27 protein-coding genes are annotated in these 25,481 nt (G+C 72.6%); 16 read left to right on the forward strand and 11 right to left on the reverse strand.

The genetic code is table 11. The features are described from left to right. The first annotated feature begins 87 nt into the window (after nucleotides 1-87). Genes BJ993_RS19960 through BJ993_RS19980 form a run of 5 tightly spaced genes read left to right on the forward strand, consistent with a single transcriptional unit; the run spans nucleotide 88 to nucleotide 4,072 of the window. On the forward strand, nucleotides 88-546 hold the full coding sequence (locus BJ993_RS19960) for an SRPBCC family protein (protein ID WP_036542273.1): 459 nt from the start codon (nucleotides 88-90) through the stop codon (nucleotides 544-546). A 20-nt stretch (nucleotides 547-566) separates the two neighbouring features. Further along, nucleotides 567-1,766, forward strand: a complete 1,200-nt coding sequence (locus BJ993_RS19965; protein WP_179650799.1) for an ArsA family ATPase — start codon at nucleotides 567-569, stop codon at nucleotides 1,764-1,766. Continuing rightward, nucleotides 1,763-2,191 carry a hypothetical protein gene (locus tag BJ993_RS19970; protein WP_036542279.1) on the forward strand — a complete coding sequence of 143 codons (429 nt, stop codon included), beginning with the start codon at nucleotides 1,763-1,765 and terminating at the stop codon, nucleotides 2,189-2,191. The genes BJ993_RS19965 and BJ993_RS19970 overlap by 4 nt, the downstream gene beginning before the upstream one ends. Continuing rightward, nucleotides 2,188-3,135 (forward strand): ROK family glucokinase, encoded by a 948-nt coding sequence (locus BJ993_RS19975; protein ID WP_036542281.1) that lies wholly within the window; start codon nucleotides 2,188-2,190, stop codon nucleotides 3,133-3,135. Before BJ993_RS19970 ends, BJ993_RS19975 begins: the two co-directional genes overlap by 4 nt. Nucleotides 3,136-3,160: 25 nt before the next feature. Then, a complete protein-coding gene (locus tag BJ993_RS19980) occupies nucleotides 3,161-4,072 on the forward strand; it encodes an ROK family protein (RefSeq protein WP_179650801.1) in 912 nt (303 codons plus the stop codon). A gap of 166 nt (nucleotides 4,073-4,238) precedes the next feature. On the opposite strand, the gene BJ993_RS19985 is transcribed toward BJ993_RS19980, so the two are convergent. Next, nucleotides 4,239-4,649: a hypothetical protein gene (locus BJ993_RS19985; RefSeq protein WP_179650803.1), complete on the reverse strand. Its 411-nt coding sequence runs from the start codon at nucleotides 4,647-4,649 to the stop codon at nucleotides 4,239-4,241. Between the two features lie 29 nt (nucleotides 4,650-4,678). Then, a complete protein-coding gene (locus tag BJ993_RS19990; protein ID WP_179650805.1) occupies nucleotides 4,679-5,455 on the reverse strand; it encodes an alpha/beta hydrolase in 777 nt (258 codons plus the stop codon). 137 nt (nucleotides 5,456-5,592) lie between these two features. Here BJ993_RS19990 and BJ993_RS19995 point away from each other — a divergent pair, with 137 nt between their 5' ends. From BJ993_RS19995 to BJ993_RS20010, 4 genes are read left to right on the forward strand one after another with little or no spacing between them, the layout of a single operon-like run. After that, a complete protein-coding gene (locus BJ993_RS19995) occupies nucleotides 5,593-6,306 on the forward strand; it encodes a lysophospholipid acyltransferase family protein (protein ID WP_036543143.1) in 714 nt (237 codons plus the stop codon). Continuing rightward, a complete protein-coding gene (macS, locus tag BJ993_RS20000; protein WP_036543146.1) occupies nucleotides 6,303-7,436 on the forward strand; it encodes a MacS family sensor histidine kinase in 1,134 nt (377 codons plus the stop codon). Before BJ993_RS19995 ends, macS begins: the two co-directional genes overlap by 4 nt. After that, nucleotides 7,433-7,936, forward strand: coding sequence for a flavin reductase family protein (locus BJ993_RS20005; protein ID WP_179650809.1), 504 nt, complete (start codon nucleotides 7,433-7,435; stop codon nucleotides 7,934-7,936). The genes macS and BJ993_RS20005 overlap by 4 nt, the downstream gene beginning before the upstream one ends. A gap of 28 nt (nucleotides 7,937-7,964) precedes the next feature. Continuing rightward, nucleotides 7,965-8,621: a response regulator gene (locus BJ993_RS20010; protein ID WP_036542291.1), complete on the forward strand. Its 657-nt coding sequence runs from the start codon at nucleotides 7,965-7,967 to the stop codon at nucleotides 8,619-8,621. A gap of 15 nt (nucleotides 8,622-8,636) precedes the next feature. On the opposite strand, the gene BJ993_RS20015 is transcribed toward BJ993_RS20010, so the two are convergent. Beyond that, complete coding sequence (locus BJ993_RS20015; RefSeq protein WP_051931764.1) at nucleotides 8,637-9,854, reverse strand: oxygenase MpaB family protein; 1,218 nt, start codon at nucleotides 9,852-9,854, stop codon at nucleotides 8,637-8,639. Nucleotides 9,855-9,913: 59 nt separating this feature from the next. On the opposite strand from BJ993_RS20015, the gene BJ993_RS20020 reads away from it, so the two are divergent. Together BJ993_RS20020 and BJ993_RS20025 are read left to right on the forward strand one after the other, a co-directional pair. Further along, on the forward strand, nucleotides 9,914-10,534 hold the full coding sequence (locus tag BJ993_RS20020) for a TetR/AcrR family transcriptional regulator (protein ID WP_051931767.1): 621 nt from the start codon (nucleotides 9,914-9,916) through the stop codon (nucleotides 10,532-10,534). 13 nt (nucleotides 10,535-10,547) lie between these two features. Beyond that, complete coding sequence (locus tag BJ993_RS20025; protein WP_179650811.1) at nucleotides 10,548-11,438, forward strand: hypothetical protein; 891 nt, start codon at nucleotides 10,548-10,550, stop codon at nucleotides 11,436-11,438. Between the two features lie 10 nt (nucleotides 11,439-11,448). Here BJ993_RS20025 and BJ993_RS20030 read toward each other — a convergent pair whose 3' ends face one another. The 7 genes from BJ993_RS20030 to BJ993_RS20060 are packed head-to-tail and all read right to left on the reverse strand — an operon-like array spanning nucleotide 11,449 to nucleotide 18,612. Then, nucleotides 11,449-12,057 (reverse strand): maleylpyruvate isomerase N-terminal domain-containing protein, encoded by a 609-nt coding sequence (locus BJ993_RS20030; protein ID WP_179650813.1) that lies wholly within the window; start codon nucleotides 12,055-12,057, stop codon nucleotides 11,449-11,451. After that, on the reverse strand, nucleotides 12,054-12,872 hold the full coding sequence (locus tag BJ993_RS20035) for a DUF1028 domain-containing protein (protein WP_179650815.1): 819 nt from the start codon (nucleotides 12,870-12,872) through the stop codon (nucleotides 12,054-12,056). Before BJ993_RS20035 ends, BJ993_RS20030 begins: the two co-directional genes overlap by 4 nt. Before the next feature lie 26 nt (nucleotides 12,873-12,898). Continuing rightward, the gene (locus BJ993_RS20040; protein WP_036542301.1) at nucleotides 12,899-13,939 is read right to left on the reverse strand and encodes a LacI family DNA-binding transcriptional regulator; all 1,041 of its coding nucleotides are present in this window, start codon (nucleotides 13,937-13,939) and stop codon (nucleotides 12,899-12,901) included. Nucleotides 13,940-13,949: 10 nt separating this feature from the next. Further along, on the reverse strand, nucleotides 13,950-15,416 hold the full coding sequence (locus BJ993_RS20045; protein ID WP_051931769.1) for a glycoside hydrolase family 1 protein: 1,467 nt from the start codon (nucleotides 15,414-15,416) through the stop codon (nucleotides 13,950-13,952). Then, entirely contained in the window at nucleotides 15,413-16,237 is an 825-nt protein-coding gene (locus BJ993_RS20050; RefSeq protein ID WP_036542304.1) for a carbohydrate ABC transporter permease, read from the reverse strand. The genes BJ993_RS20045 and BJ993_RS20050 overlap by 4 nt, the downstream gene beginning before the upstream one ends. Continuing rightward, nucleotides 16,234-17,259, reverse strand: coding sequence for a carbohydrate ABC transporter permease (locus BJ993_RS20055; protein ID WP_036542307.1), 1,026 nt, complete (start codon nucleotides 17,257-17,259; stop codon nucleotides 16,234-16,236). Before BJ993_RS20055 ends, BJ993_RS20050 begins: the two co-directional genes overlap by 4 nt. Nucleotides 17,260-17,304: 45 nt before the next feature. Next, on the reverse strand, nucleotides 17,305-18,612 hold the full coding sequence (locus tag BJ993_RS20060) for an ABC transporter substrate-binding protein (protein ID WP_308645645.1): 1,308 nt from the start codon (nucleotides 18,610-18,612) through the stop codon (nucleotides 17,305-17,307). A gap of 252 nt (nucleotides 18,613-18,864) precedes the next feature. Between BJ993_RS20060 and BJ993_RS20065 the strand changes: the two genes are divergently transcribed. Continuing rightward, nucleotides 18,865-19,974 carry an ABC transporter ATP-binding protein gene (locus BJ993_RS20065; RefSeq protein WP_179650817.1) on the forward strand — a complete coding sequence of 370 codons (1,110 nt, stop codon included), beginning with the start codon at nucleotides 18,865-18,867 and terminating at the stop codon, nucleotides 19,972-19,974. 10 nt (nucleotides 19,975-19,984) lie between these two features. Then, entirely contained in the window at nucleotides 19,985-21,013 is a 1,029-nt protein-coding gene (locus BJ993_RS20070; RefSeq protein ID WP_179650819.1) for a 6-phosphofructokinase, read from the forward strand. Here the strand turns inward: BJ993_RS20070 and BJ993_RS20075 are convergent. Next, a complete protein-coding gene (locus tag BJ993_RS20075) occupies nucleotides 20,970-21,797 on the reverse strand; it encodes an endonuclease/exonuclease/phosphatase family protein (protein WP_179650821.1) in 828 nt (275 codons plus the stop codon). The genes BJ993_RS20070 and BJ993_RS20075 overlap by 44 nt on opposite strands. A gap of 87 nt (nucleotides 21,798-21,884) precedes the next feature. Here BJ993_RS20075 and BJ993_RS20080 point away from each other — a divergent pair, with 87 nt between their 5' ends. The 3 genes from BJ993_RS20080 (at nucleotide 21,885) to BJ993_RS20090 (ending at nucleotide 25,471) form a co-directional block, all read left to right on the forward strand. Further along, nucleotides 21,885-22,520, forward strand: coding sequence for a nucleotidyltransferase family protein (locus BJ993_RS20080; protein ID WP_051931771.1), 636 nt, complete (start codon nucleotides 21,885-21,887; stop codon nucleotides 22,518-22,520). 42 nt (nucleotides 22,521-22,562) lie between these two features. Beyond that, nucleotides 22,563-24,068, forward strand: coding sequence for an APC family permease (locus BJ993_RS20085; protein ID WP_036542321.1), 1,506 nt, complete (start codon nucleotides 22,563-22,565; stop codon nucleotides 24,066-24,068). A 65-nt stretch (nucleotides 24,069-24,133) separates the two neighbouring features. Next, nucleotides 24,134-25,471, forward strand: a complete 1,338-nt coding sequence (locus BJ993_RS20090; protein WP_036543165.1) for a class II 3-deoxy-7-phosphoheptulonate synthase — start codon at nucleotides 24,134-24,136, stop codon at nucleotides 25,469-25,471. Nucleotides 25,472-25,481: the final 10 nt, after the last annotated feature.

The following is a 25,481-nucleotide window of genomic DNA, read 5'->3' on the forward strand; positions in this document are numbered from 1 at the left end:
TCGCAGGCTACCGCTCGTCGTACCGGCGAGTTCTGCGTCACGTCGGCCGCGCCCCCGGCCAGGCAGGCGGTCCGGTAGCCTTCCGGCATGGCCGAACAGACGTCTTCGTCGATCGTTGTCGACGCCCCCGCCGCGGACGTGATGGCCGTCATCGCGGACTTCCCGGCCTACCCCTCGTGGGCCAAGGGCGTCACGGTCGCCGACGTGCGCTCGTCGTACGACGCCGCCGACCCCAAGCAGGCCGGCCGCGCGCGCGAGGTGTTCTTCGCCCTCGACGTCTCGCCGATCAAGGACGAGTACACCCTCGCCTACGACTGGAGCGGTGACGACCAGGTCACCTGGACGCTCGTCGAGGGCAAGATGCTCAAGGCCCTCGAGGGCGCCTACGTCCTGCGTGCGACCGGTCCGACGACCACCGAGGTGACCTACCGCCTCGCCCTCGACGTCTCCATCCCGCTGATCGGCATGCTGAAGCGCAAGGGCGAGAAGATCCTGATCGACACCGCGCTCAAGGGGCTGAAGAAGCGCGTCGAGTCCGGCGCCTGAGCGCGGACACGGACCAGCCTGTGCGGATCGTTCTCTTCACCGGCAAGGGCGGCGTCGGCAAGTCGACCGTCGCCGCCGGCACGGCTGCGCTCGCGGCTGCGCGCGGCCTGCGCACGCTCGTCATCTCGACGGACGCGGCGCACTCCCTGGCCGATGCGTACGGCGCCGCCGCAACCGGGGCCCGGCACGGGGGAGCCGAGCCCACCGAGGTGGCGCCCGGCCTCTTCCTGCAGCAGGTCGACGCCCAGCTGCGCTTCGAGCAGTCGTGGGCCGACATCCAGCGCTACCTGCTCTCCGTCCTCGACGCGGCGGGGATGGACCCGGTCGCCGCGGAGGAGATGACCGTCATCCCCGGCGCGGAGGAGGTGCTGGCCCTCCTCGAGCTGCGCCAGCACGCCCGCTCCGGGAAGTGGGACGTGATCGTCGTCGACTGCGCGCCGACGGCCGAGACCCTGCGCCTGCTGGCCCTGCCGGAGGCACTCGGCTGGTACATCGAGCGGTTGCTCCCCATCCAGCGCCGGCTGGTCAAGGCGCTGCGTCCGGTGCTCAACCGCGCCGCCGGCGTACCGATGCCCGGCGACGCCGTCTTCGACGCGATCACCCGGCTGCACGCCGAGCTGGACGACGTCCACGAGCTGCTCTCGGGACCGGACGCCAGCGTCCGCCTGGTGCTGACCCCCGAGCGGGTCGTCCTCGCCGAGGCTCGCCGGGCGTTCACCAGCCTTTGCCTGTTCGGCTACCGCGTCGACGGTGTGGTCGCCAACCGGATCTTCCCCGCCGACGACGCCGACCGGTGGCGGGCGGCCTGGGTCGAGGCGCAGGCGGGCGTGCTCGCCGAGGTCGCCCAGTCGTTCAACGGGCTCCCGGTCTTCACCTCGGAGTACCAGCCGAGCGAGCCGGTCGGGGTCGCGGCCCTCGCCGACCTCGCCACCACCCTGTACGGCGACGCCGACCCGCTCGCCGCGCCCGTCGGCGACGGCCCCTTCCGGGTGACCCGGACCGACAGCGGCGGAGCGGTCGTGCACCTCGCACTCCCGTTCGTCACCCGCTCGGAGGTCGACCTCGCCCGCAACGGCGACGAGCTGGTGATGACCGTCGGCTCCTACCGCCGCCTGCTGACGCTCCCGCCGGGCCTGGCCCGGTTGCGGGTCGCGGGCGCGCGCGTCGACGACGGCGAGCTGCGGGTCCGGTTCGCCGAGCCCGTCCTGGAGGCACGATGAGCGACGACCAGCAGCCCGGACCCGAGCACCCGCACCACGACGTCGGCAGCGTGGGCGAGGAGGCGATGAAGCTCTTCGGCGCGCTCGCCGACCTGGCGAAGCAGCAGACCGGTGACGCCGCGGGCGGCCTGGGCGACCTCGCCGGCCAGGCGGCCGCGATGGCGCACGAGGTCAACGAGCACATCGCGACCGGCAGCGCCGAGTGCCGCTACTGCCCGGTGTGCCGGGTGGTGCACGCCGTCCGGCAGACCTCGCCCGAGGTGAAGGCCCACCTCGCCGTTGCTGCGTCGTCGCTGTTGCAGGCCGCGGCCGGTCTCATGGAGACGCTCCCGGCAGCGCAGGGGACCCCGGGTCAGGCTCGCGGACCGGAGGTCGAGAAGATCGACCTCGACGCCGACGAACCGGAAGCCGGAGACACACCGTGAGCAGTGCACTGACCTGTGGCATCGACATCGGCGGCACCAAGATCGCCGGTGCCGTCGTCGACGGCGAGGGCACCATCGTCGCCGAGGCGCGGGTCGAGTCGCCCGCGACCGATCCGTCCGCGATGGAGACCGCTGCCGCAGGGCTGGTGGCCGAGTTCGCCGCGGCGCACGGCATCGCCGCCGTCGGCGTCGGGGCCGCGGGCTATGTCGCCTCCGACCGGTCCACGGTGCTCTTCGCGCCCAACATCGCGTGGCGCAACGAGCCGCTGGGCGCCGACCTCGCCCGGCTCACCGGGCTGCCGGTCGTCGTCGAGAACGATGCCAACGCCGCTGCCTGGGGCGAGTTCCGGTACGGCGCCGGGCGCGACGTCGACGACCAGCTGATGGTCACGGTCGGCACCGGCGTGGGTGGCGGCATCGTCGTCGACGGCGCCCTGCTGCGCGGCGCGCACGGTGTCGGCGCCGAGATCGGCCACCTCAACGTCGTACCCGACGGGCGGCTGTGCGGCTGCGGCAACCGCGGCTGCCTCGAGCAGTACGGCAGCGGCACCGCGCTCGTGCGCTCGGCCCGTGAGGCGGTCGCCGCCAGCTCGCTGCTGGCCCGCGACCTGGTCGACCGCGCCGGCGGTGACCCCGCGGCCATCACCGGCCCGATGATCACGGCGGCCGCCCAGGAGGGCGACCGCTTCGCGATCGAGCAGTTCGAGCAGCTCGGCCACTGGCTCGGCCACGGCATCGCGTCGCTGGTCGCGGTGCTCGATCCGGCCGTGATCGTCATCGGCGGCGGCGTCAGCGAGGCGGGCGACCTGCTGGTGGCTCCGCTCCGGGCCACCTTCGAGCACGAGCTGAGCGGCCGCGGCTACCGCCCGACTCCGGAGATCCGCCTGGCCGAGCTCGGCAACCGCGCGGGCGTCATCGGCGCCGCCGACCTGGCCCGCATCTGACGGTCGCGACCGCGACGACCCCGCCATGGCCCCGGATCACTGGATCGGCGTCGACGTCGGCGGCACCAAGGTGCTCGCCGTGCGGATCGCGGCGTCCGGCGACGTCGAGCAGGTCGCGACCCGGCCGATGCCGGGGCGCGCCGCGCCGGAGTCGGCCGTCGAGCAGGCGATCGCCGACGCCGCGGCTGACGTCTCCCTGGCCCGGCCGCCCGTCGCCCTCGGGATCTCCGCCGCCGGGCTGGTCGACGCCGCGGGCGAGAACTACCTCTTCGGCGCCCACCTGCCGTGGCGGGACGCCCCCGTGCGCAAGCGACTCGAGGAGCTCACCGGCCTTCCCGTCGTGCTCGACAACGACGCCAACTGCGCGGCCTGGGCCGAGCTCACCGCCGGTGCCGCGCGCGGCTTCGACTCCGCGGTGATGGTCACCATCGGGACCGGCATCGGAGGCGCCCTCGTGCTCGGCGGACGACTGGTCCGCGGCGCCCACGGCCTCGCGGGCGAGTTCGGCCACATGCAGGCCGTCCCCGGCGGACTGGCCTGCGAGTGCGGCCTCCACGGCTGCTGGGAGCAGTACTGCAGCGGGCGCGCCCTCGAGCGGGTCACCCGGGTCGCGCTCGGGCGCCACCTCGACGGCCCCGAGGTCACCGCGATGGCGCTCGCCGGCAACGAGGTCGCCCGCCAGGCCTTCGCCTCGATCGGCCTCTGGCTCGGCGTCGGTACGGCGGCCCTGGTGTCGGCCTTCGACCCCCAGGTCGTCGTGGTCGGCGGTGGGGTCTCGGCGGTGGGCGACCTGCTGCTGGCCCCGGCCCGCGCGGGCCTGCGCGAGTCGTTGCAGGGCACGGACCACCGACCGGTGCCGGAGATCGTGCCGGCGTCGCTGGGCCCGGAGGCGGGCGCCATCGGGGCGGCGCTGCTGGCCCGCGACGGGCGCCCCTGAGCCACTCCTGTCACGCGGTCGGTCGGCGTGGCCGAGCGCGTGGTCGACCGGTCCTCGGCGCGGCCGCTTGGCCGTTCCCCTGGGTCGCCGGCGACGACCGTCATACGAAGCGAGCGTCATCGGGCGCGGTTCGTATGACGTCCCGCGCCTGAGGCGGCGCCCCGCTTCAGAGCACCGCGCCGTCGTCCCAGGGGTCGGGCGGGTCGCTCGGCATCCGCATCACGAGATAGCCGAAGCCGACCAGGAAGGCGCCGACGAGGGCCCAGCCGATCAGCTGCGGCATCCCCAACCCGGTGACCACGAAGAACAGCAGCACCGCGGGGGAGCCGAAGACGCCGACCCAGGCGAGCAGCCGGTCGGGGGCCGGGCGCGGCAGCGGCGGGGGAGCCGGCGGCACGAAGGACTCCTCGGCGTCGTACCGCAGCTCGTCGGGCTCCTCGTCGCGCAGGCGCGCGGGGAGCTCCGGCTCGGGGGTCGGCTCGGGGGTCGGCTCGGCCTCCGGTTCCAGCACCCGCTCGCCGTAGTTGTCGACGATGGCCTGCCAGGCGGCGTCCTCGTCAGGCTGCTCCCGCTGCACGTCGCCAGCCTACGCCGGGACCGGGCACCTCAGGAGGTGGTCACCCGGGCGATGAACGCGGCGGACTCCTCGAAGATCGTCGGGGCGTCGTTGTCGAGCGTCGCGACGTGGTAGCTCTCCGGCAGCTCGACCCGCGTGACGTCCGTCGAGGAGACGCCGTCGAGGATGATCGGCTCGGACTTCCCGTCGACGACGTGGTCCTCGGGGGAGCGGAGGTAGAGCAGCGGGGCCTTGATCCGCGGCAGGTCCGCGATCAGCGCCGGCCAGCTGCCGATGAAGGAGTGGATCGCCTTCAGCGGGGTGCGGCTGTAGCCCGACTCGTCGACGCCCGGCTTCTTGATGTCGTTGGCGATCGCCGGGAACGACGGCACGAGGTGCTTGAGGACCGGCAGCAGCTTCACGTCGAGCCGCTTCGTGGCGAGGGCCGGGTTGACGACCATGACGCCCGCGACCTGGTCGCCCCGGTCGGCGGCGAGGCGCAGCACGAGGGCCCCGCCCATCGACAGGCCGCCCACGACGACCTCGTCGTGCTCGGCGCGCAGAGCGTCGAAGGCCGTCGCGATCTCGCCGTACCAGTCGGCGAAGCGGTGGGTGTTGAGGTCCTGCCAGGTCGTGCCGTGCCCCGGGAGGCGGGGTACGACGACGCCGTACCCGAGCGCGCCGAGGTGCTCCCCCCACGGCCGCATCGACGCGGGCGAGCCGGTGAAGCCGTGGCTCAGCAGGACGCCGATCCGGCGGCCGCCGGTCAGCTCGGGGCGGGCGGCGACGGTCAGGGGCTCGGTCTGCGGCGCGGGGCTCGTGGACATGGCGCGATTGTGCCGCACGCCGGGTGTCCCTGCGGACACTGCCGGATACGTCCCGGACACGTGGAGGGACTACGCTGCGACGCAGGCGGTGCTCGATCGGGCGGGCGCCAGGTTGCAACGGGAAAGGTGCGGTCAGGGTGTTCTACTGGTTCCTGAAGTTCGTCGCACTCGGGCCGCTCCTGAAGGTCGTCTTCAGGCCGCGCGCCGAAGGTGTCGAGAACGTCCCGGCGACGGGTCCGGCGATCCTCGCCAGCAACCACCTCTCCTACGCCGACTGGCTGTTCATGCCGCTGGTGATCCCGCGGATGGTGCGCTTCGTCGCGAAGGCCGAGTACTTCACCTCGCCCGGCATCAAGGGCTGGCTGCAGAAGAACTTCTTCAGCGGCACGGGCAACATCCCGATCGACCGCACCAGCGGCGACGCCGCGTCCGGCGCGCTCGTGTCCGCGAAGCGGGTCCTGGCCGAGGGCGAGCTCTTCGGCATCTACCCCGAGGGCACCCGCTCCCACGACGGCCGCCTCTACCGCGGCAAGACCGGCATCGCGCGGCTGACCCTCGAGACCGGCGTCCCGGTCATCCCGGTCGCCGTCGTCGGCACCGACGTGGTGGCGCCCCCGGGCAAGAAGTTCGGCCGGATCACCCGCCCGACGGTGCGCTTCGGCAAGCCGATGGACTTCTCGCGCTACGCCGGCATGGAGAACGACCGCTTCATCCTGCGCTCGATCACCGACGAGATCATGTACGAGATCATGCGGCTCTCCCAGCAGGAGTACGTCGACATGTACGCCAGCCGCGCGAAGGCCGAGTCGAAGAAGGCCGACCACGGCGACGAGCGGAAGATCGCCTCCTGACCCCCACCCGTGCGGCCCTCGCGGTCGAGGACCGCATGTTCCGCGCACTCGCGGTCCTGCGGGTCGTGGTGCTCGCCTACGCGGTGGTCATCAACGCCTACCGCAACAACTACGACCGCCCGGTCCTCGGCTGGACCTGCGTCGCGGTGATGGTCGTGGCGACCATCGTCTCGATCCCCGTGTACGCCGCCCCCGAGCGCCGCGGCCCGGTGCTGCTGGGCGTCGACCTCGCCCTCGCGGTCGCGCTGCTGCTGGCGACGCCCGTCGCCAAGGGCCCGTGGTTCCACGCGACCATCCCGAGCTACTGGATCGTCGGCGCGCTCCTGGCGTGGGGGATCCGCTGGGGCTGGCGGGGCGGCACGGTCGCGGCGGTCGTCCTCGGCGCGGTCGACCTGCTCAGCCGGTCACAGGTCGCCCAGAAGGACTGGGGCAACGTCTTCCTGCTGCTGCTCGGTGGCTCGATGGTCGGCTTCGTCTGCGAGTCGCTCAAGGCGATGGCCGCCGAGCGGGACGAGGCGCAGCGCGAGGCCGCTGCCGCCGCCGAGCGGGCGCGCCTGGCGCGGGTCGTCCACGACGGCGTGCTCCAGGTCCTCGCCCTGGTCCAGCGCCGCGGCGGCGAGCTGGGCGGCGAGGCCGCCGAGCTCGGCCGGCTGGCCGGTCAGCAGGAGCAGGCGCTGCGCACGCTGATCCGTTCCCAGGACGCCGTCGCGGCGACCGGCCGGGCCTCCGAGCGGGCCGACCTGGCCGCCGCGCTGGGGCGGCTGGGCACACGTCCCGCGACGGAGGTCGCGTTGCCCGCGGGAGCGGTCGAGCTGCCCTCGCCCGTCGTCGACGAGCTCGTGGCCGTCGTACGGGCGTGCCTGGACAACGTCGACCGCCACGTCGGCGAGGGCGCCCCGGCCTGGGTGCTGGTCGAGGACCTGGGCGACCGGGTCGAGGTGTCGGTGCGCGACGACGGCCCGGGGATCCCTGCCGGTCGGCTGGAGGCGGCCTCGCGGGAGGGCAGGATGGGCGTGGCCGAGTCGATCCGCGGCCGGGTCCGCGACCTCGGCGGCACGGCCGAGCTCGAGTCCGGCGGCTACGGCACGGAGTGGACCTTCAGCATCCCCCGAGGACAGGCGGCACCGTGACCATCCACAGCACGCACCCGTTCGCCGACGACCGCCCCGACCCGGTACGACGCCTGCGTGGCCGGCTGGGCGGAGCGGTCACGCTCTGGACGGCCGGCGAGGGGTCCGGCCGCGCCGGGCTGACCGTCACGTCGCTCATGGTCGCGCTCGGCGAGGAGGCGCGGCTGCTCGCGCTGCTCGACCCGGACTCCGACCTGCTGGAGGCGCTCCGCGACACCGGGACCGCCGTCGTTCAGCTGCTGTCGTGGCCGGACCGCCAGCTGGCGGAGGCGTTCGCGGGCACCGCGCCCGCTCCCGGTGGCCCGTTCCGGCAGTCGGAGTTCCTCAGCACCCCGCACGGGCCCCGGCTCGCGTCGGCGGTGACCTGGGCCGACGTCCGCCTCGACGGCGAGCGCGAGGTCGGCTGGTCGGTGGAGGTGTCGGTGGTGGTGGAGCACGCGGAGGTCGGCGAGGACGAGGACCCGCTGCTCCACCGGCGCGGCCGGTTCCACCGGCTCTGAGGGGTGAGCGGGCGCTAGGGTCCTGACCATGACGGACCGGATCCGGGTGATGGTCGTCGACGACCACCCGATGTGGCGTGACGCCGTGGAGCGCGACCTGCAGGCCGACGGCTTCGAGGTCGTGGCGGTCGCCGCCACCGGCACCGAGGCGATCAACCGCTTCCGGGCGACCCGGCCGCAGGTCGTCGTCCTCGACCTGCAGATCCCGGAGCCCAGCGGTGTCGAGGTGACCGCGACGGTCCTGGCCGACGACCCGTCCTCGCGGGTGCTGATCCTGTCGGCGTCGGGGGAGCAGGACGACGTGCTGGCGGCGGTGAAGGCCGGCGCGACCGGCTACCTGGTGAAGTCGGCGTCGCGCGAGGAGCTGCTCGCCGCCGTACGCCGGGTCGCCGCGGGGGACAGCGTGTTCACGCCCGGGCTGGCGGCGCTGGTCCTCGGGGAGTTCCGGCGGATGAACGAGCCGGAGGTGCCGCCGGGGGAGAGGCTCACCGACCGCGAGACCGAGATCCTCAAGATGGTCGCGAAGGGCATGTCGTACAAGCAGATCGCCGAGCGGCTGGTGCTCTCGCACCGCACGGTGCAGAACCACGTGCAGAACACGCTGCGCAAGCTGCAGATGCACAACCGCGTCCAGCTGACCCGCTACGCCATCGAGCAGGGCCTCGACAGCGACGACGAGGACTGACGCCCTGACGCGGGCTCAGTCGCCCCGGGCGGGGTGCGGGCGCCCGCCGGACGGCGACGCGTCGACCAGGTCGTGCTGGACGTTCCAGTCCCGCCGCAGCCGCTGCTCCTGCTCCACCTCGTAGGCCTTGCCCCGGCGGGTGCGCCGCGGCAGCGACGTCGCGCGCAGGTCGCGGCGGTGGTTGACCGCCGACAGGAGCGGGCCGGTCCGGGCGATCACCCCGGTCAGGCGCGTGTGCGGGATGGCGAGGTCGTCGGCGATCTCGTCGCCGAGGAAGAGCCGCTCCAGGGCGTGCACGACCTGCGGCGCGCGCCTCGCGAGGCGACGCGGCAGCACGCCCTCGATCTCGGGCACGAGGAAGTCCCGGTTGATGCTCGCGACCAGCGCGCGGCAGTAGTCGTCGACGACCGGCCGGGTCAGCAGGTAGATCTCCTCGAGCCGCTCCTGCTCGGCCGCGTCGCGCGGGAGCAGCGCCTCGTCGATGCCGAGCAGGTGGCCGAGATAGCGCCAGCGGGCGTAGGCGGCGTCCTCCTCGTGCGGGAGGTACGGCGCCCCGATGCGCCGCATCGCGCGCAGCGGGATCAACGTGAACTCGACGAGGGTGTAGGCGAGATAGGCCTGGCAGATCGGTACGCCCCACGCGGCGCCGTCCCAGTCCGGACGGCGCGCCAGGTCGGCGCGGACCAGGGCGTGGATGACCCGGACCCGGAGCGTGAGCTCGAAGCCGTCGGAGAACCGGTCCAGCCCGCCCGGCTGGTTGACGGCGAGCAGCCAGGAGCCGACCTCGATCGTCCGGGCGCCGGCGTTCTCGACGTACCGGCCGGTCAGCTCCAACGGCCGGGAGGCCGCCGAGTTGGCGTAGCCACTGACCAGGGAGGCGGCGCCGAGCACGATGCCGGAGGCGCGGGAGTAGCGCGAGGTGTACTGGCTGTCGCGGTAGATCCGCTCCGCGTCCAGCCACGCCGGCACGTCGTCGAGCGCCGCGAAGAGCGCCCTGAGCGAGGCCGGAGCGTCGGCGACCGCGTCGATGCCCTCGCGGCAGGCCTGCCGCAGCATCCTCATCGCCCTGCCGTGCCCCACGTCCGGGAAGTCCGCCACGAAGGCGTCCGCGAGCGGGTCGCCCGCCCACATCGCCGCGAGGTAGGTGTCGGTGAAGGCGCCGAACCTGCGGTGCGCCTCGTCGACGCGGCGCAGGCTGGTCGGGACGGCCGTGGGCAGCTGCTCGGTCACCATGGACCGAGGCTAAAGTGAGGAAGTCTCATCTTCCATTCACTTCTTCCACGGGAGGCCGCGTGGTGCAGAAGCAGCGGGCCCGCCCGCGCCAGGACCGAGCGGTCCAGACCCGCCGGCTGCTGCTCGACACGGCCGTGCGGATCCTCGACCAGCGTGGCGCCGCCGGACTGACGACGACGGCCGTCGTCGAGCGGGCCCATGTCAGCAGCGGCACCTTCTACCGCTACTTCAACGACCGCAACGAGCTCGTCGAGGTGCTCCGTGACGAGGCGGTCCGCTCGATCAGCGACGACCTGATGGTGAGCGTGGTCGACGCGCTCGAGATGAGCCTCGACGACGCGCTCCGCCTGGTCGTCGTCACCCTGGTCGACGGGTTCGAGCGGCACCGCGGCGTGATCACCGCGATGGTCGACCAGCTGCCCGCCGGCAACAACGCCAACGTGCTGCCGGAGATCGAGGCCGACCTGCACCGGCTGGCCTCCCTGCTGCCACGCCGGCACCGGCCCGACCTGCCGCCCGAGCAGCTCGAGGGCGTCGTCTACATGCTGATGGGCGTGCTCGTCTCGACCTGCCTGCGGATCGCGCTGGGCCGCCCCGACGGCGTCGACCGCGAGCAGCTGGTCGACCTCACCGTGGCGATGATCGGGGCGGGCATCCGCGACCTTCCCGGCAGCTCCTGACAGGATCAGGGCTGTGGCCGACCTGCTGGAGATCGCCGACGAGCTCTACGCGCTGCCGCTCGCCGAGTTCACACCGGCGCGCGACGCGCGGGCCAAGGAGCTCAAGGGCACGCCGCTCGCCGCCCGGGTCAAGGCGCTGCGCAAGCCCAGCACCGCCGCATGGGTCGTCAACCTGCTGGTACGACGCGAGGCGGCCCAGGTCGACCAGGTGCTCAACGTCGGCGCGGCCCTGCGCGAGGCCCAGCAGGCGATGTCGGCGGGCGAGCTACGGGCCCTGACGAAGCAGCGTCGCCAGGTCACGGCCGCGGTGACCACCCAGGCCCGCCGCCTGGCGGCCGACGAGGGGCTCCGGGTGACCGAGGCCGTCGCCGAGCAGGTCGAGGCGACCCTGACGGCCGCCATGGTCGACGAGGGCTGTGGCCGGGCGGTGCGCAGCGGGCTGCTCGTCTCCGTGCTGTCCACGACCGGCGTGGAGGCGATGGACGAGGCCGACCTCGCCGCGGCCCTCGCCGTGCCGGAGGCGCTGGGGTTCAGTGCGACCCCGCGCGAGGCGCCGGTGCCGGGGCCGCCCGACCTGCACGTCGTACCGGACCCGGACAGGGCGGCGAAGGCGCGCGCCGCCGCCGAGGAGCGGTTGGCCGCGGCGGTCGAGGAGCACGAGGCCGCCCAGGCCACGCACGACGAGGCCGCGGAGGAGATCGCCCGGCTGGAGGCCCAGCAGCTGCAGGTGCAGGCGGGGATCGACGAGCTGCGCCGCAAGCTGGCCGACCTGGAGGACGAGGCCGAGGGGCTCGAGGAGGAGCTGGCCGAGGCCGAGGAGGTCCGCGACGGGGCGGCCGCGGAGCTGCGCACGGCCACGGCCGAGCGCGACGCCGCGCAGCGGGCGCTCGACCGGCTCGGCTGACGCCGGGACCTCAGAGGACCGTGAGCGGTCTCGCGGGAGGGCGGCCGGTGGCGGCCAGCAGCAGGGCGCCCGCGGTGCCACCCTCGATCGCGAGCTCGCCGGCGATGGCGAGCGCCTCCCGGGCCGCTCCCGCAGGGACGTCCAGCGGCGCGCCGATCGCCGCGGCGATGTCGGCCGTGTGCACCGCCAGCTCGAACGTCCGGGTCGGCAGGTAGTCGACCAGTCGCATGCCGCCGACGATCGTGGTCACCCGTTGCTCCGGGTCGAGCCCCCGGACCAGGGCCACGACCCGCGCCGCGGTCGCGGCCACCTCGGCGGCCGGGTCGGTGCCCAGCGCGCGGCCCGCGGCACGCCCGCGCTCCGCCACGTCCGGGCCGTTGGCGAAGACCCGCGCCGCCCGGAAGTACGACGCCGGGGAGTCCGCCACGACGTCGTCGGCCGGGCGGGCGGCGTACTCCTCGACCGTGAGCAGGGCCCGGCTGGTGTGGCCGACGAGCGCGCGGAGGTCCCAGTCGCCGAGTCCGGGCCCGTCCCAGCGGTCGCCGACCTCTGCACAGGTCGCGACGAACCAGTCGGCCGCCTCGGCGAAGGCGGCGCAGCGGTCGGCCCAGTCGGTCATGCGTCGCCCCGCACGACCGCCAGGATCCGCCGGTCGATCCACGCCAGGTCCGGCGCGACCCGCATCTCGTAGTTCTCCGTGCCGACCCAGGTGAGGAAGTCGCGGTGCCCGGCGGCCGCGGCGAACTGGTCCAGCTCGGTGCGCAGGGCGGCGTCGACGACCACCTTCTCGTCCTCGGTGGAGGCGGTCAGGTAGAGCTCGTGGAGGTCGAGCAGCCGCTGCAGCTCGCCGATCGGCGCCTCGTGGTCGTCGACGCGCAGGTCGACCGCGACGTCGTCGAGGCCGCCGTAGCCGGCCTCGTCGCGGACGACGAGGATCGCCGCCGACTGCCGCCCCCGGCGGTCCCCGCCCGCGTCGTCGCCGGCCGAGAGGGCCGCCATCAGGCGGTCCTGCAGGGGAGCGGTGGCGTCGCTCTCCAGCCAGGCGCGCTCCATCTCGTCGACGACCTCCTCGCCGGCGAGGCAGTTGCCCTGGATCGCGTAGCCCTCGCCGGTCCGGCCGCCGGCCCACGGGATGCACTCGGTCCCGGTGTGCGAGGCGGCGTTGCCGTCGAGGTCGACGATGCCCACCTGCCGGTGCGGGTAGCCGGGGTCCTCCTCGATCAGCCGCTGCAGCGCGACCGGCGCCGTGGCGCCCTCGTCGAGGTGGGACAGGGCCAGGCCCTTGTAGGCGACATTGGCGTCGGCCTGGGTCGCGAGCGCGCCGACGCCGGCGACCGCGGCGGGCACGGCCGAGCCGACCGCGAGGAACTTCGAGGCGACGGCGACACCCCACGACTCTCCGTCGGTGGAGCGGGCAACGATCGAGAAGGTCATGCGGGAAGCCTAGGAGCCCCCGGGGGTCAGGCGGAGTCGCGGCGCACCAGGGACGGCGGGAAGATCACGCGGATCGGGCGGGGACCGCGCTGGTCGTCGATCTGCTCGAGGAGCAGCCGGACCGCCTGCTCGGCCATCTCGCCGATCGGGTTGCGGACGGTGGTGAGTGTGGGGGTGGTGCGCTCCGGGACGCCCACGTCGTCGTACCCGACCACGGCGACGTCGTCGGGCACCCTGCGCCCCGCCTCGGCGAGGACCCGGAGCGCTCCGGCAGCCATCAGGTCGGAGGCGGCGACGATGCCGTCGAGGTCGGGCGCGCGCGCCAGGAGCAGCCGGGCCGCGGCCTCGCCGCCGACCTCGGTGAAGTCACCGTGCTCGACGAGGTCGTCGGGGAGCCCGGCGGCGCGCATCGTGGCCCGCCAGCCCTCCAGCCGGTCGATGCCGGCCGCCATGTCACCCGGACCGGCGATGGTCGCGATCCGGTGGCAGCCGCGCTCGACGAGCAGCTCGGTGGCGGCCCTCCCCCCGGCGAGGTTGTCGGTGTCGACGTAGGCGACCTTGTCGGCGCTGGTCCACGGCCGGCCCACGAAGGCGCAGGGCAGCGAGAGCGCCGCGAGGTGGTCGGCGAGCCGATCGTTGCGGTGGTGGGACACCACGATGGCGCCGTCGATGTGGCGGCTCCCGAGGTAGCGCAGCAGCCGACGCTCCTCCTCGCCCGGTCGGGCCAGGAGGAGGACCAGCTGCAGGTCCCGGGTGGCCAGCATCCGGTTGACGCCGCGCAGGGTGTGCACGAAGAAGGGGTCCGAGAACACCCGCTCGTCGGGCTCGGGTACGACGAGCGCGACCGAGTCCGTGCGCCGGGTGACCAAGCTGCGCGCCGCGGGGTTCGGCGTGTAGCCGAGCTCGCTGACCGCGGCCTCGACGGCGGCCAGGGCCGAGGGCGAGACGCGGTTGCCGCCGTTGATCGCCCGCGACGCGGTCGCGCGCGAGACGCCGGCCCGTGCGGCGACCTCGTCCAGCGTCGGCGCCGCGCCCTGGCCGGAGGAGTCGCTCGACGGTCGGTTCACCCGGGGCACGTTAACCGACTTCCGGCAGGCGCCCGGTGCGGGCGACCTCGGCGAGATGGAGCGCGCTCGCCTTGGGGGTCCGCCGCTGCGTCGGGAAGTCGCAGTGGACGATGCCGAAGCGCTGCTCGTAGCCGTAGGCCCACTCGAAGTTGTCGAGCAGCGACCACGCGAAGTAGCCGCGGACGTCGACGCCGGCGGACATCGCGGCGTGCAGCGCCCGCAGGTGGCTGTCGATGTACGCCAGCCGCTCGGGGTCGGTCACGCTGCCGTCGGCTGCGACCTCGTCCGGGTAGGCCGCGCCGTTCTCCGTGATGTAGACCGGCGGCAGGTCGTACTCGCGGTCCAGGCCGACGAGCAGCTCGGTGAGTCCCTCGGGCTGCACCTCCCAGTCGATCCCGGTGACCGGCAGCCCACGCCGGGGGAACACGATGCCCTCCCCGCCCGGGAAGGGGCTGCTGTTCGGCCGGGTCGGGTGGGGGATCAGGGAGCCGAGCAGCTCGGCAGCGGGGCGGGCCCGGCCGGAGGCCGCGTCGCCGTGGTAGTAGTTCACGCCCAGGAAGTCGAGCGGGGCGCTGATCGTGGCCAGGTCGCCGTCGCGGACGAAGTCCTGCCAGGCCTTCCCGCGCCAGGTCATGCCCTCGGTGTGCGCGGCGAGCCCGTCGTCGTACCTGCCGCGGAGGAGGGGGTCGAGGAAGACGCGGTTCCACAGCTGGTCGACCCGTTCGGCAGCCGCGACGTCGGCGGGCTCGCTGGCGTCGTACGGCTCGGCGACGGTGAGGTTGAGCGTGATGCCCAGCTGGTCCTCCGGCGCGCGCCGGCGCAGCTCGGCGACGGTCCGGCCGTGCGCGAGCAGCAGGTGGTGCGCGGCAACCACGCCGGCGACGCCCTCCTGCCGGCCCGGCGCGTGCTGGCCGCCGGTGTAGCCGAGGAAGGCGCTGCACCACGGCTCGTTGAGGGTCGTCCAGTGGTGCACACGGTCGCCGAGTGCCTCGTGGACGGTGAGGGCGTACTCGGTGAACCGGTCGACGGTGCCGCGGTCCAGCCAGCCGCCGGCGTCCTCCAGCGCCTGCGGCAGGTCCCAGTGGTAGAGGGTCGCCCACGGCAGCAGGCCGTGGCCGAGGAGCTCGTCGACGAGGCGGTCGTAGAAGGCGATGCCGGCCGGGTTGGCAGCGCCGCCGTCGGGACGCACCCGGGGCCAGGCGATCGAGAAGCGGTAGGAGCCCAGGCCGAGCTCGCGCATCAGGGCGACGTCCTCCGGCATCCGGTGGTAGTGGTCGCACGCCACGTCGCCGGTGTCGCCGTTGCGCACGGCGCCGGGCAGGCGGCTGAACGTGTCCCAGATCGACGGCGTGCGTCCGTCGGCGGCCACCGCGCCCTCGATCTGGTACGACGCCGTGGCTGCGCCCCACAGGAAGTCGGCCGGGAACCGACACTCGTCGGTGGGGACGGGGGCCGGGACAGCGAGGGGGGAGGTCATCCCTTGACAGCTCCTTGCATGATGCCGGTCACGAGCTGGCGACCGGCGAGGACGAAGAGCAGGAGCAGGGGGAGCGTGGCCATCCCGGCGCCTGCGAGGACGAGTGCGTAGTCGGTGGTCTGTCCCTGGCCGGTCAGTGCGAGCCGGTCGAGGGCGATCTGGAGGGTCTCGGTCTTCTGCAGCGCGACGAGCGGCCACATGTAGTCGGTCCAGACCTGCATGAAGGTGAAGAGGAACAGGATGGCCATCGCGGGCCGGGCTGCCGGGACCGCGACCGTCCAGAACGTCCGCAGCATGGTGCAGCCGTCCATTCGGGCAGCCTCGATCAGCTCGGTCGGAACGGCGTCGACGAGGTACTGCCTCATGAAGAAGACGCCGAACGCCGTGACCAGGGTGGGCAGTGCGACCGCCGCCAGGGTGTCGAGCAGCCGGTAGTCCCGCATCAGGATGAACAGCGGCACGATCGCGAGCTGGGTCGGCACCGCCATGGTCATCACGACGAAGCCCATCAAAGCGTTGCTGCCGCGGAAGGAGAGCTTGGCGAACGCATAGCCGGCCAGGGTCGAGAAGAACACCACGGCGACCCCGCAGGCGGTCGACACCAGCAGGCTGTTCAGCATCGCCTGCCAGAAGTCCACGGTGTCGAGCACACGGCGTGCGTTCTCGAGGAAGTGGCCGCCGGGCAGCAGGGGCGGCGGGAAGTCGTTGGCGTCGCCCTTGGTGTGCGAGCCGATGACGAAGGACCAGTAGAGGGGCAGCGCCGAGCCCAGCACGAAGGCGCCGAGGAGGCCGTAGACCACGAATCCGGGGCGGTTCCTCATGAGACGCTCCGGCGGGTCAGGAAGCGGGTGACGCCGAAGTTGAGCAGCGCGATCCCGACGATGATGAGGAAGAGGATCCACGCCGCGGCGGACGCCCGGCCGTAGAACTGGTCCTCGATGCCCTTGACGTAGATGTAGAGCGTCGAGGTCATGTACTGGTGGTCGGGCCCGCCCTCGCGGTTCGGCGTGTCGTCGAAGAGCCGGGGCTCGGTGAAGATCTGGAGGCCGCCGATCGTGCTGGTGATGATGACGAAGATCATGGTCGGCCTGATCATCGGCAGGGTGACCGCGAAGAACTGCCGGATCCGGCCCGCGCCGTCGAGGGACGCCGCCTCGTAGAGGTCGCGGGGAACCGCCTGCATCGCCGCGAGGAAGATCAGCGCGTTGTAGCCGGTCCACCGCCAGTTGACCATGCCCGCGATCGCGAAGTGGCTCCACCAGCGGTCGACGTGCCACCGGATGGGCTCGAGGCCGATCTCCCCGAGGAGCTGGTTGATCATCCCGTAGCGGTCGGCGAACAGGCTGCCGAAGATCAGCACCGCCGCGGTCGGTGCCACGACGAAGGGGAGCAGGACGCTCATCCGCCAGAAGGTGCGGCCGCGCAGACGGGTGTCCAGCAGTGCCGCGACGGCGACGGCGAGGACGACCTGCGGTACCGAGGACATCAGGAAGATCGAGAAGGTGTTGACCAGCGACTTGCGGAAGACGGGGTCGGTCAGCACGAAGGAGTAGTTGTCGAGCCCGACGAAGTCGCCCCGGACGTAGTAGGCGCGGTTCCAGTCGAACAGCGACAGGTAGCCGGTGTAGAGCAGCGGGTAGAGCCCCACGATCGCGAACAGCACGAAGAACGGCGAGACGTAGAGGTACGGGCTGAGCTTCACGTCCCAGCGCGACCGGCGCTGGCGGCGGACGAGCCGGCGGTTGCGAGGGGACCCCTCGCCAGCGGAGTCCTGCTCGGGTGGCCGGTCCGCCGGGGACGTCGCGGTGGCGACGTCCCCGGCGGGTGCGGTGGGGTTGGTCATCGGGTACCGATCACTCCGTCGATGGGGTGGGCGCTGCTGTCCGGGTCACTGCAGGGCGGCGACGTCCGACAGGAAGGTGTCCCACGACTCCTTCGGGTCGGTGCCCTGGTCGACGCGGTTGATGGCGTCCTGGAACTTGCCGAGGATGTCGGAGTAGAGCGGGCCGTGGTAGGGCTGGACGTCGATCGCCGCCGCACGGTTGGAGAAGATCTCGCCCGCCGGCGCGTCGTTGAAGTACGGGTCCTTCGCCTTGAGCAGCTCTGCGTCCTCGAGGGCGGCGACCTGCGACGGGAAGTTGCCGAGGCTGGCGAAGATCTTCAGCTGCTGCTCCGGGGCGGTGATCCAGGTGATGAACTCCTGGGCCTCGTCCTGGTGGGTCGAGGACTTCGGGACGGCCAGGTAGGAACCGCCCCAGTTGCCGCCGCCACCCGGGAAGACGTCGGCGATGTCCCACCGGACGCCCTTCGGCGCGGGGTCGCCCGTGTTGTCCTTGATGTTGCTGCGCATCCACCCGGGGCAGGGGATGGTGGCGAAGCCGTCGTTCTTGAAGCCGGCACTCCAGTCGTCACCCCACTGGGCCGCCTTGGTCGACAGCGTGGGGGTGTAGCCCGTCACGGTGTCGTAGACGCCCCGGAGCTCGTCGTTCTCGACGTCGACGGTGTTGTCGGACTGCTCGAACGGGAACGCGACCTGGTTGAGCATCGCCTGCGCGATCGAGCCGGAGGCGTCGTACCAGGCGGTGTCGGGGACGGCCTTCACGAACTTCTCGCCGAGCGCGAAGTAGTCGTCCCAGGTGGTCATCAGCGCGGCGACCTCGGCCCGGTCGGTGGGCAGGCCGGCCTTCGCGAACAGGTCGGCGCGGTAGCAGATGGCCTCCGGTCCGGCGTCGGTCGCGTAGCCGAGCAGGGCACCGTCGGCGGTCGTCGCCGCCTTCTCCTTGAAGTCGAGCCAGCGGCCCTCGACCTCGTCCGACGAGAGGTCGACCCAGCGGTCGGGCGCGGCGACGAGGGCGGGCATGAAGTCGCCCTCGATCGCGACGACGTCCGGCAGGCCGCTGCCGGCCTGCAGGTTGGTGTTGAGCTCGTTCTTCCAGTCGTCCCAGAGCGACACCTTGGTCTGCTGGACCTGGATGTCGGGGTGGTCCGCATTCCACTCCTCGATGAGGGCGTCGTAGCCGAACTCGCCGAAGGTGGTGATGGTGAGCGCCTCACCCTTGCCGAGCTTCTCCTGCTCGGCCGACTTGGTGGGGTCGTCACTCGAGCCGCAAGCGCTCATCGTGAGGACGAGGCTCGCGACGGCCGCCGACGCGATCAGGCGGGTGGACCGGCGGGGGCCGGCGGTGGTGTGGTGCACGGTCTTGCTCCTCGGGGGTGTGCGATGAGGCGGACGTCTGCCGCGAGGCGTCGAGGTTGTGAGAGCGCTTCCATTGCGGGCGGCGCAGACACCATGACATGGGTCACATGTGACGTCAAGGGGCGCCTCGAAATCGCCTGCCGCACGCTGGGTGAGACGTGAAAGCGCTTCCACTGGACGTGGTGCATGCACTGGCCTACTGTGAGCCCGGTCACCGGCGCGGCGCCGGTCGGGACCGCGAGAGGAGCGGACATGGCACAGGTTCGGTTCGACCAGGCGAGCTACGCCTATCCCGGGGCGGCCCGCCCGGCGGTCGACGCCCTCGACCTGACCATCGAGGACGGCGAGTTCATGGTGCTGGTCGGGCCGTCGGGATGCGGGAAGTCGACCTCCCTGCGGATGCTCGCCGGTCTCGAGCCGGTGACCGCCGGCGCGATCCACATCGGCGACCAGGACGTCACCCGGGTCGTTCCGAAGGACCGCGACATCGCGATGGTCTTCCAGACCTATGCGCTCTACCCGCACCTGTCGGTCGCCGACAACATGGCCTTCGCGCTGAAGATCGGCGGTGTCCCCAAGGCCGAGCGCCGCGCCCGCGTGCAGGAGGCCGCCCGCCTGCTCGACCTCGAGGCCGTGCTGGAGCGCAAGCCGCGCGCGCTGTCCGGTGGCCAGCGCCAGCGGGTCGCGATGGGCCGGGCCATCGTCCGGCAGCCGCAGGTGTTCTGCATGGACGAGCCGCTGTCCAACCTCGACGCCAAGCTGCGGGTCTCGACCCGCACGCAGATCGCCGCCCTGCAGCGGCGGCTCGGGGTGACCACGGTGTACGTCACCCACGACCAGGTCGAGGCGATGACGATGGGCGACCGCGTGGCCGTGATGAAGGACGGCGTGCTGCAACAGGTCGACACGCCGCTCGGCCTGTTCGACCGCCCGGCGAATGCGTTCGTCGCAGGCTTCATCGGATCGCCCGCCATGAACCTCCTGTCCGGCAGGACTGCTGGCGACGGCGTCGCCGTCGTCGACGGCGTGGACTTCCCGATCGCGCGATCCGCGGCGGCTCGCGCGACCGGCACGGTCACGCTGGGTGTGCGGCCCGAGGCCTGGCGCGTCGTCGGCCCCGAGGACCCCGGCTTCGCCGTCACCGTGCAGGTCGTCGAGGAGCTCGGCGCCGACTCCTACCTCTACGCCACGCCGCCGGGGGTGGACATCGCGGACCGGCCGGCAGGCGAGCTCGTGCCGCAGATCGTCGTACGCCTCGACCAGCGCACAGGCCTGCGCCGTGGCCAGGAGGTGCGCCTCGCGGTCGACCCCGAGGCCGTGCACGTCTTCGACGGGGAGACCGGCCTGCGGCTCGGGGCGTAGGTTGATGACCATGCGCGTCGGAGTGCTGACCGGTGGTGGCGACTGTCCCGGGCTCAACGCCGTGATCCGGGCCGTCGTCCGCAAGGGCGTCAAGGATCACGGCTTCGAGTTCGTCGGCTTCCGCGACGGGTGGAGGGGGCCGCTCGAGGGCGTCACCATGCCGCTCGGGATCGAGCAGTGCCGCGGCATCCTGCCACGCGGCGGCACGATCCTCGGCTCGTCGCGGACCAACCCGTTCGCGGTCGAGGGCGGTGTCGAGCGGATCCGCGAGAACCTCGCCTCCGCCGGCGTCGACGCCCTCGTCGCGATCGGTGGCGAGGACACGCTGGGGGTCGCGACGAAGCTCGCCGACCTCGGCGTCAAGGTCGTCGGTGTCCCGAAGACGATCGACAACGACCTCTCCGGCACCGACTTCACTTTCGGCTTCGACACCGCCGTCAACATCGCCACGGAGGCGATCGACCGGCTCCACACCACCGCTGAGTCGCACCACCGCGTGCTCGTCGTCGAGGTGATGGGCCGCCACGCCGGCTGGATCGCGCTCCACGCCGGCATCGCCGGGGGCGCCAGCGCCGTGCTGATCCCCGAGATCCCGTTCGACATCGAGGCCGTCTGCGCGCACGTCGAGACCCGCTTCCGCAGCGAGTACGCCCCGATCATCGTCGTCTCCGAGGGCGCGGTCCCCGCCGACGGCAGCGGGATGACGCTCGTCAGCGGCGAGAAGGACGCCTTCGGCCACGTCCGCCTCGGCGGCATCGGTGACCGGCTCGCCCACGAGATCGAGCAGCGCACCGGCAAGGAGGCGCGCGCCGTCGTCCTCGGGCACATCCAGCGCGGTGGCACGCCGACCGCGTTCGACCGCTGGCTGGCGACCCGGTTCGGGTTGCAGGCGATCGACGCCGTCGCCGAGGGGGAGTACGGCGTCATGGTGGCGCTGCGTGGCACCGACATCGTGCGGGTGCCGCTCATCGAGGGCACCGGCGAGCTGAAGGTCGTCAGCCCCCGCGAGTACGCCGAGGCGCAGGTCTTCTTCGGCTGACCTCCCGCTGCCCGGGGTCCTGGGGAGCGAGGTCGACGTCGACCACCAGCGCGCGGTGGTCCGACAGCGCCATCTGCCGAGCGGTCGACCGCGCCGGGAGCGCCGGGTCAGCGAGCACGTGGTCCAGCTGCTCGACCGGGGCGTCGGCGGGGAAGGTCGGGTGTGCCGCGAGCGCCCGCAGGCCGGAGACCCGCTCGGCCCGTCCGAGGTCCATGTTGAGGTCGCCGGTCAGCAGCAGCGGCCGCCGCGCGCCGGACAGCGCGCGGACCAGGTGGGCGAGCTGGCGGCCGTTCCACCAGCGCACGAAGGACAGGTGGGTCGTCGCCACCGTCACCTCGCCGTCGGGTGTGCGCATCGACCCGGCGACGGCGACGCGCGGCTCGTCCCGGACGAGGGTCGGGCGGACCTGCCCGGGGAAGCGCACCGGCACCCGCGTCGGCAGCACAGGCAGCCGGACGACCTCCCAGCCGGCCACCTCGTAGCGGCTCAGCAGCGCGATCCCGTACGCCGCGTCCTCCGGCTGCTCCCGGCCGGTGGCGGCCGTCCACGTCGCGCCGGGACTGCCCGCCAGGGCGGCGACGAACCGGTGGTCCACGGCTCCCATCGCCTCGGCGGCGACGGCGGTGAGGTCGGCGCGCCCGGAACGGTGCTGGTTGCGGTCGACCTCCTGCAGCGCCAGCACGTCCGGCTCGAGGGCACGGATCGCCTCGGCCAGCACCCGGGTGTCGACGGCGTGGTCGTGGAGCGTGCGGCCGTTGAGGATGTTGAACGAGACCAGCCTCATGCCCGGACCAGTACCCCGAACCGCCGGCTGCATCGGGCGGCATGGGGAGCCGGCGCCGGGGTACCTCCCGGCCCGAGGTGATGGCGGATGGTGCACGACGACGCCTCGTCCGGCGCAGCGCGTCCGGCCGGCGTGGCAGGCCAGGACGCGCTGCGCGCGGCCCTGAAGCTGGTGGCGGTGGCGCTCAAGGAGGGCGGGCTGCCGTTCGCCCTGGCCGGCAGCTACGGCATCTGGGCGCGCGGCGGCCCCGAGCCGGACCACGACGTCGACTTCATGGTCGCCGAGGAGGACGCGCTGCGGGCGCGTGACCTGCTCGCCGAGCGCGACCTGGTCGTCGTGCAGCCTCCGGAGGACTGGCTGTTCAAGGTCTTCGTCGACGACGCGATGGTGGACGTGATCCACCGGGTGGGCGGCGAGCCGCTCGACCGCTCCCGCTTCGACGAGGCCGAGGTGATGGAGGTCGAGTCGGTGCAGATGCCGGTGCTGCCCGCCACGGTGCTGATGGCCGACAAGCTCGGCGCCATGGAGGAGCACGCGTGCAACCTGACGCCCGTGATCCCGGCCGCCCGCGCGATCCGCGAGCAGGTCGACTGGGCGGAGGTGCAGCGTCGTACCGAGGGCAACCCGTTCGCCGAGGCCTGCCTCGTCCTGCTCCGGCGACTCGATGTCGCCGCGCCCCACCGGCCAAATGCTTCACATCCCGCCGGTGCTGCGCAAGGGTGAGTGCCTGGGGGACGACTTCCGACTCGGGGAGGGGACAGGCCCATGACCACTGACACCGCACCACCGGGACCGGCGGGCAAGCAGCACGACCAACCAGAGCTCAAGCGGGTCCTCGGCCCGGGGCTCCTGCTGCTGTTCATCGTCGGCGACATCCTCGGCGCCGGCGTGTACGCCGTCACCGGCCGCCTCGCGGGGCAGGTCGGCGGCATCGCGTGGCTGCCGTTCCTGGTCGCCTTCGCGGTCGCGACGCTGACCGCGTTCTCCTACCTGGAGCTGGTGACGAAGTATCCCCAGGCCGCGGGAGCGGCGCTCTACGCCCACAAGGCGTTCGGGGTCCACTTCATCACCTTCCTCGTGGCGTTCACCGTGATCTGCTCCGGCATCACCAGCGCCTCGACCTCGGCCAACCTGCTCGCCAACAACCTGCTGATCGGGCTCGACGAGATCTGGTCGGGCGTGCCGACGACGCCCGGCTGGGCGATGTTCGTCGCGCTGGCCTTCATGGGCCTGCTCGCACTGATCAACCTGCGCGGCGTCGGGGAGAGCGTGAAGTTCAACGTCGTGCTCACCCTGGTCGAGATGACGGCCCTGGCGATCGTCATCGCGATCGGCTTCTCGGTGATGGCGAAGGGCGACGGCGACTTCGACCGGATCACCGTCTTCGAGAACCCCTCCGACAAGGGGATCTTCATGGCGGTCACGATCGCCACCGCCATCGCGTTCTTCTCGATGGTCGGCTTCGAGGACTCGGTCAACATGGTCGAGGAGACGAAGGAGCCCGAGCGGATCTTCCCGCGGATGATGCTGACCGGCCTGGGGATCGCCGTCCTGATCTACATGCTCGTCGCGATCTCGGTCGTCATCGTGATCCCGCCCGGCGACATCGCCAACCCGACCAACAAGGAAGCCGGCATCCTGATCGACGTCGTGAAGCTCGGCGCGCCGGACCTGCCGATCGACAAGATCTTCCCGTTCCTGACGGTGTTCGCCGTCGCCAACACCGCGCTGATCAACATGCTCATGGCCAGCCGCCTGCTCTACGGCATGGCCCGCCAGGGCGTGCTCCCGCCGGCGCTCGGCAAGGTGCTGCACGGCCGCCGGACGCCGTACGCCGCCATCGCGTTCACGACCGTGCTGGCGATGGCGCTCATCGTCGCCGTCGTCCAGCTGCGCGACTCGACCCTCGGCGACGCCGAGGAGGGCACCGAGGTCTCGGTCGTCAGTGCGCTCTCCGGCACGACCGGACTGCTGCTGCTCGCGGTCTTCTCGATCGTCAACGTCGCATGCCTGATCCTGCGCCGCGAGCCCGACAGCGGCCACTTCAAGGCACCGACGGTGGTCCCGGTGCTCGGCGCCCTGCTCTGCCTCTACCTGCTCGGCCCGTGGGCGCGGCTCGCGCCCGACCGGATCCAGTACGCCATCGCCGGGATCATGCTGCTGCTCGGCGTCGTGCTCTGGGGCCTCACCCGGGCGTTCTACAAGCCCGAGGGCGGCCACTTCCTCGACATCGAGCACATGGACGTCGACCCCTCGGACGACCCCAGGTAGCGCAGCGGCGTCCACGGGTGCCCGCCGAGTCGGCGGGCACCCGTGCCGCGCCGTACCCTTGGGGGGTGAGCACCCTCCCGTCCCTCGAGCAGTTGCACGCCATCGGCGCGAAGCAGCAGCCGACGTACGACGACCCGGCGGCCCTGGCCGCTGTCGTCGACCGGCTGCGGACGCTTCCCCCGCTGGTCTTTGCGGGCGAGTGCGACGAGCTGAAGGCCAAGATCGCGGCGGCCAGCCGGGGCGAGGCCTTCCTGCTCCAGGGCGGCGACTGCGCCGAGACGTTCGTCGACGCGACGGCCGACAACACCCGCAACAAGCTGCGCGTGCTGCTGCAGATGGCGGTCGTGCTGACCTACGCCGCGTCCGTGCCGGTCATCAAGGTCGGCCGCCTCGCCGGCCAGTACGCCAAGCCGCGCTCCTCCGACAGCGAGACCCGCGACGGGGTGACCCTGCCGGCCTACCGCGGCGACGCGGTCAACGGCTTCGACTTCACCCCGGAGTCGCGCCGCCACGACCCGCAGCGCCTGCTCGACGTCTACCACGCGTCGGCGTCGACGCTGAACCTCGTGCGCGCCTTCACCACCGGTGGCTACGCCGACCTGCGCCAGGTGCACACCTGGAACTCGGAGTTCGTGCGCAACAGCCCCGTCGGCCAGCACTACGAGGCGATGGCCGCCGAGATCGACCGCGCGCTCACCTTCATGAAGGCCATCGGCGCCGACCCGGACGAGTTCCACCGCGTCGACTTCTACTCCTCGCACGAGGCGCTGCTGCTGGAGTACGAGCACGCGATGACGCGCATCGACTCGCGCACCGAGAAGCCGTACAACGTCTCGGGCCACATGGTCTGGATCGGCGAGCGCACCCGTCAGCTCGACGGCGCGCACGTCGAGTACTTCAGCCACATCAGCAACCCGATCGGCTGCAAGCTCGGCCCGACGGCCACCGCCGACGACGCGCTGGCGCTGGCGGCCAAGCTCAACCCGACCAACGAGCCGGGCCGGCTGACCTTCATCACCCGCTTCGGTGCGGGCAGGATCCGCGACGGCCTCCCGCCGCTGGTCGAGAAGGTCACCGCCGAGGGCGTCGACGTCGCGTGGGTCTCCGACGCGATGCACGGCAACACCTTCGAGGCGTCCAACGGCTACAAGACCCGCCGCTTCGAGGACGTCCTCGACGAGGTGATCGGCTTCTTCGAGGTGCACCGCGCGCTCGGCACCGTCCCCGCGGGCATCCTGGTCGAGAACACCGGCGACGACGTCACCGAGATCATCGGCGGCGGCGAGCAGCTCGACGAGCTGGGCCTGGCGCACCGCTACGAGTCGGTCGTCGACCCCCGCCTCAACCGCGTGCAGTCGCTCGAGCTGGCCTTCCAGGTCGCGGAGAACCTCCGGAAGAAGTGAGCGCCGCCTG

Origin of the sequence: Nocardioides aromaticivorans, assembly GCF_013408525.1 — a bacterium.
Classification (GTDB): domain Bacteria; phylum Actinomycetota; class Actinomycetes; order Propionibacteriales; family Nocardioidaceae; genus Nocardioides; species Nocardioides aromaticivorans.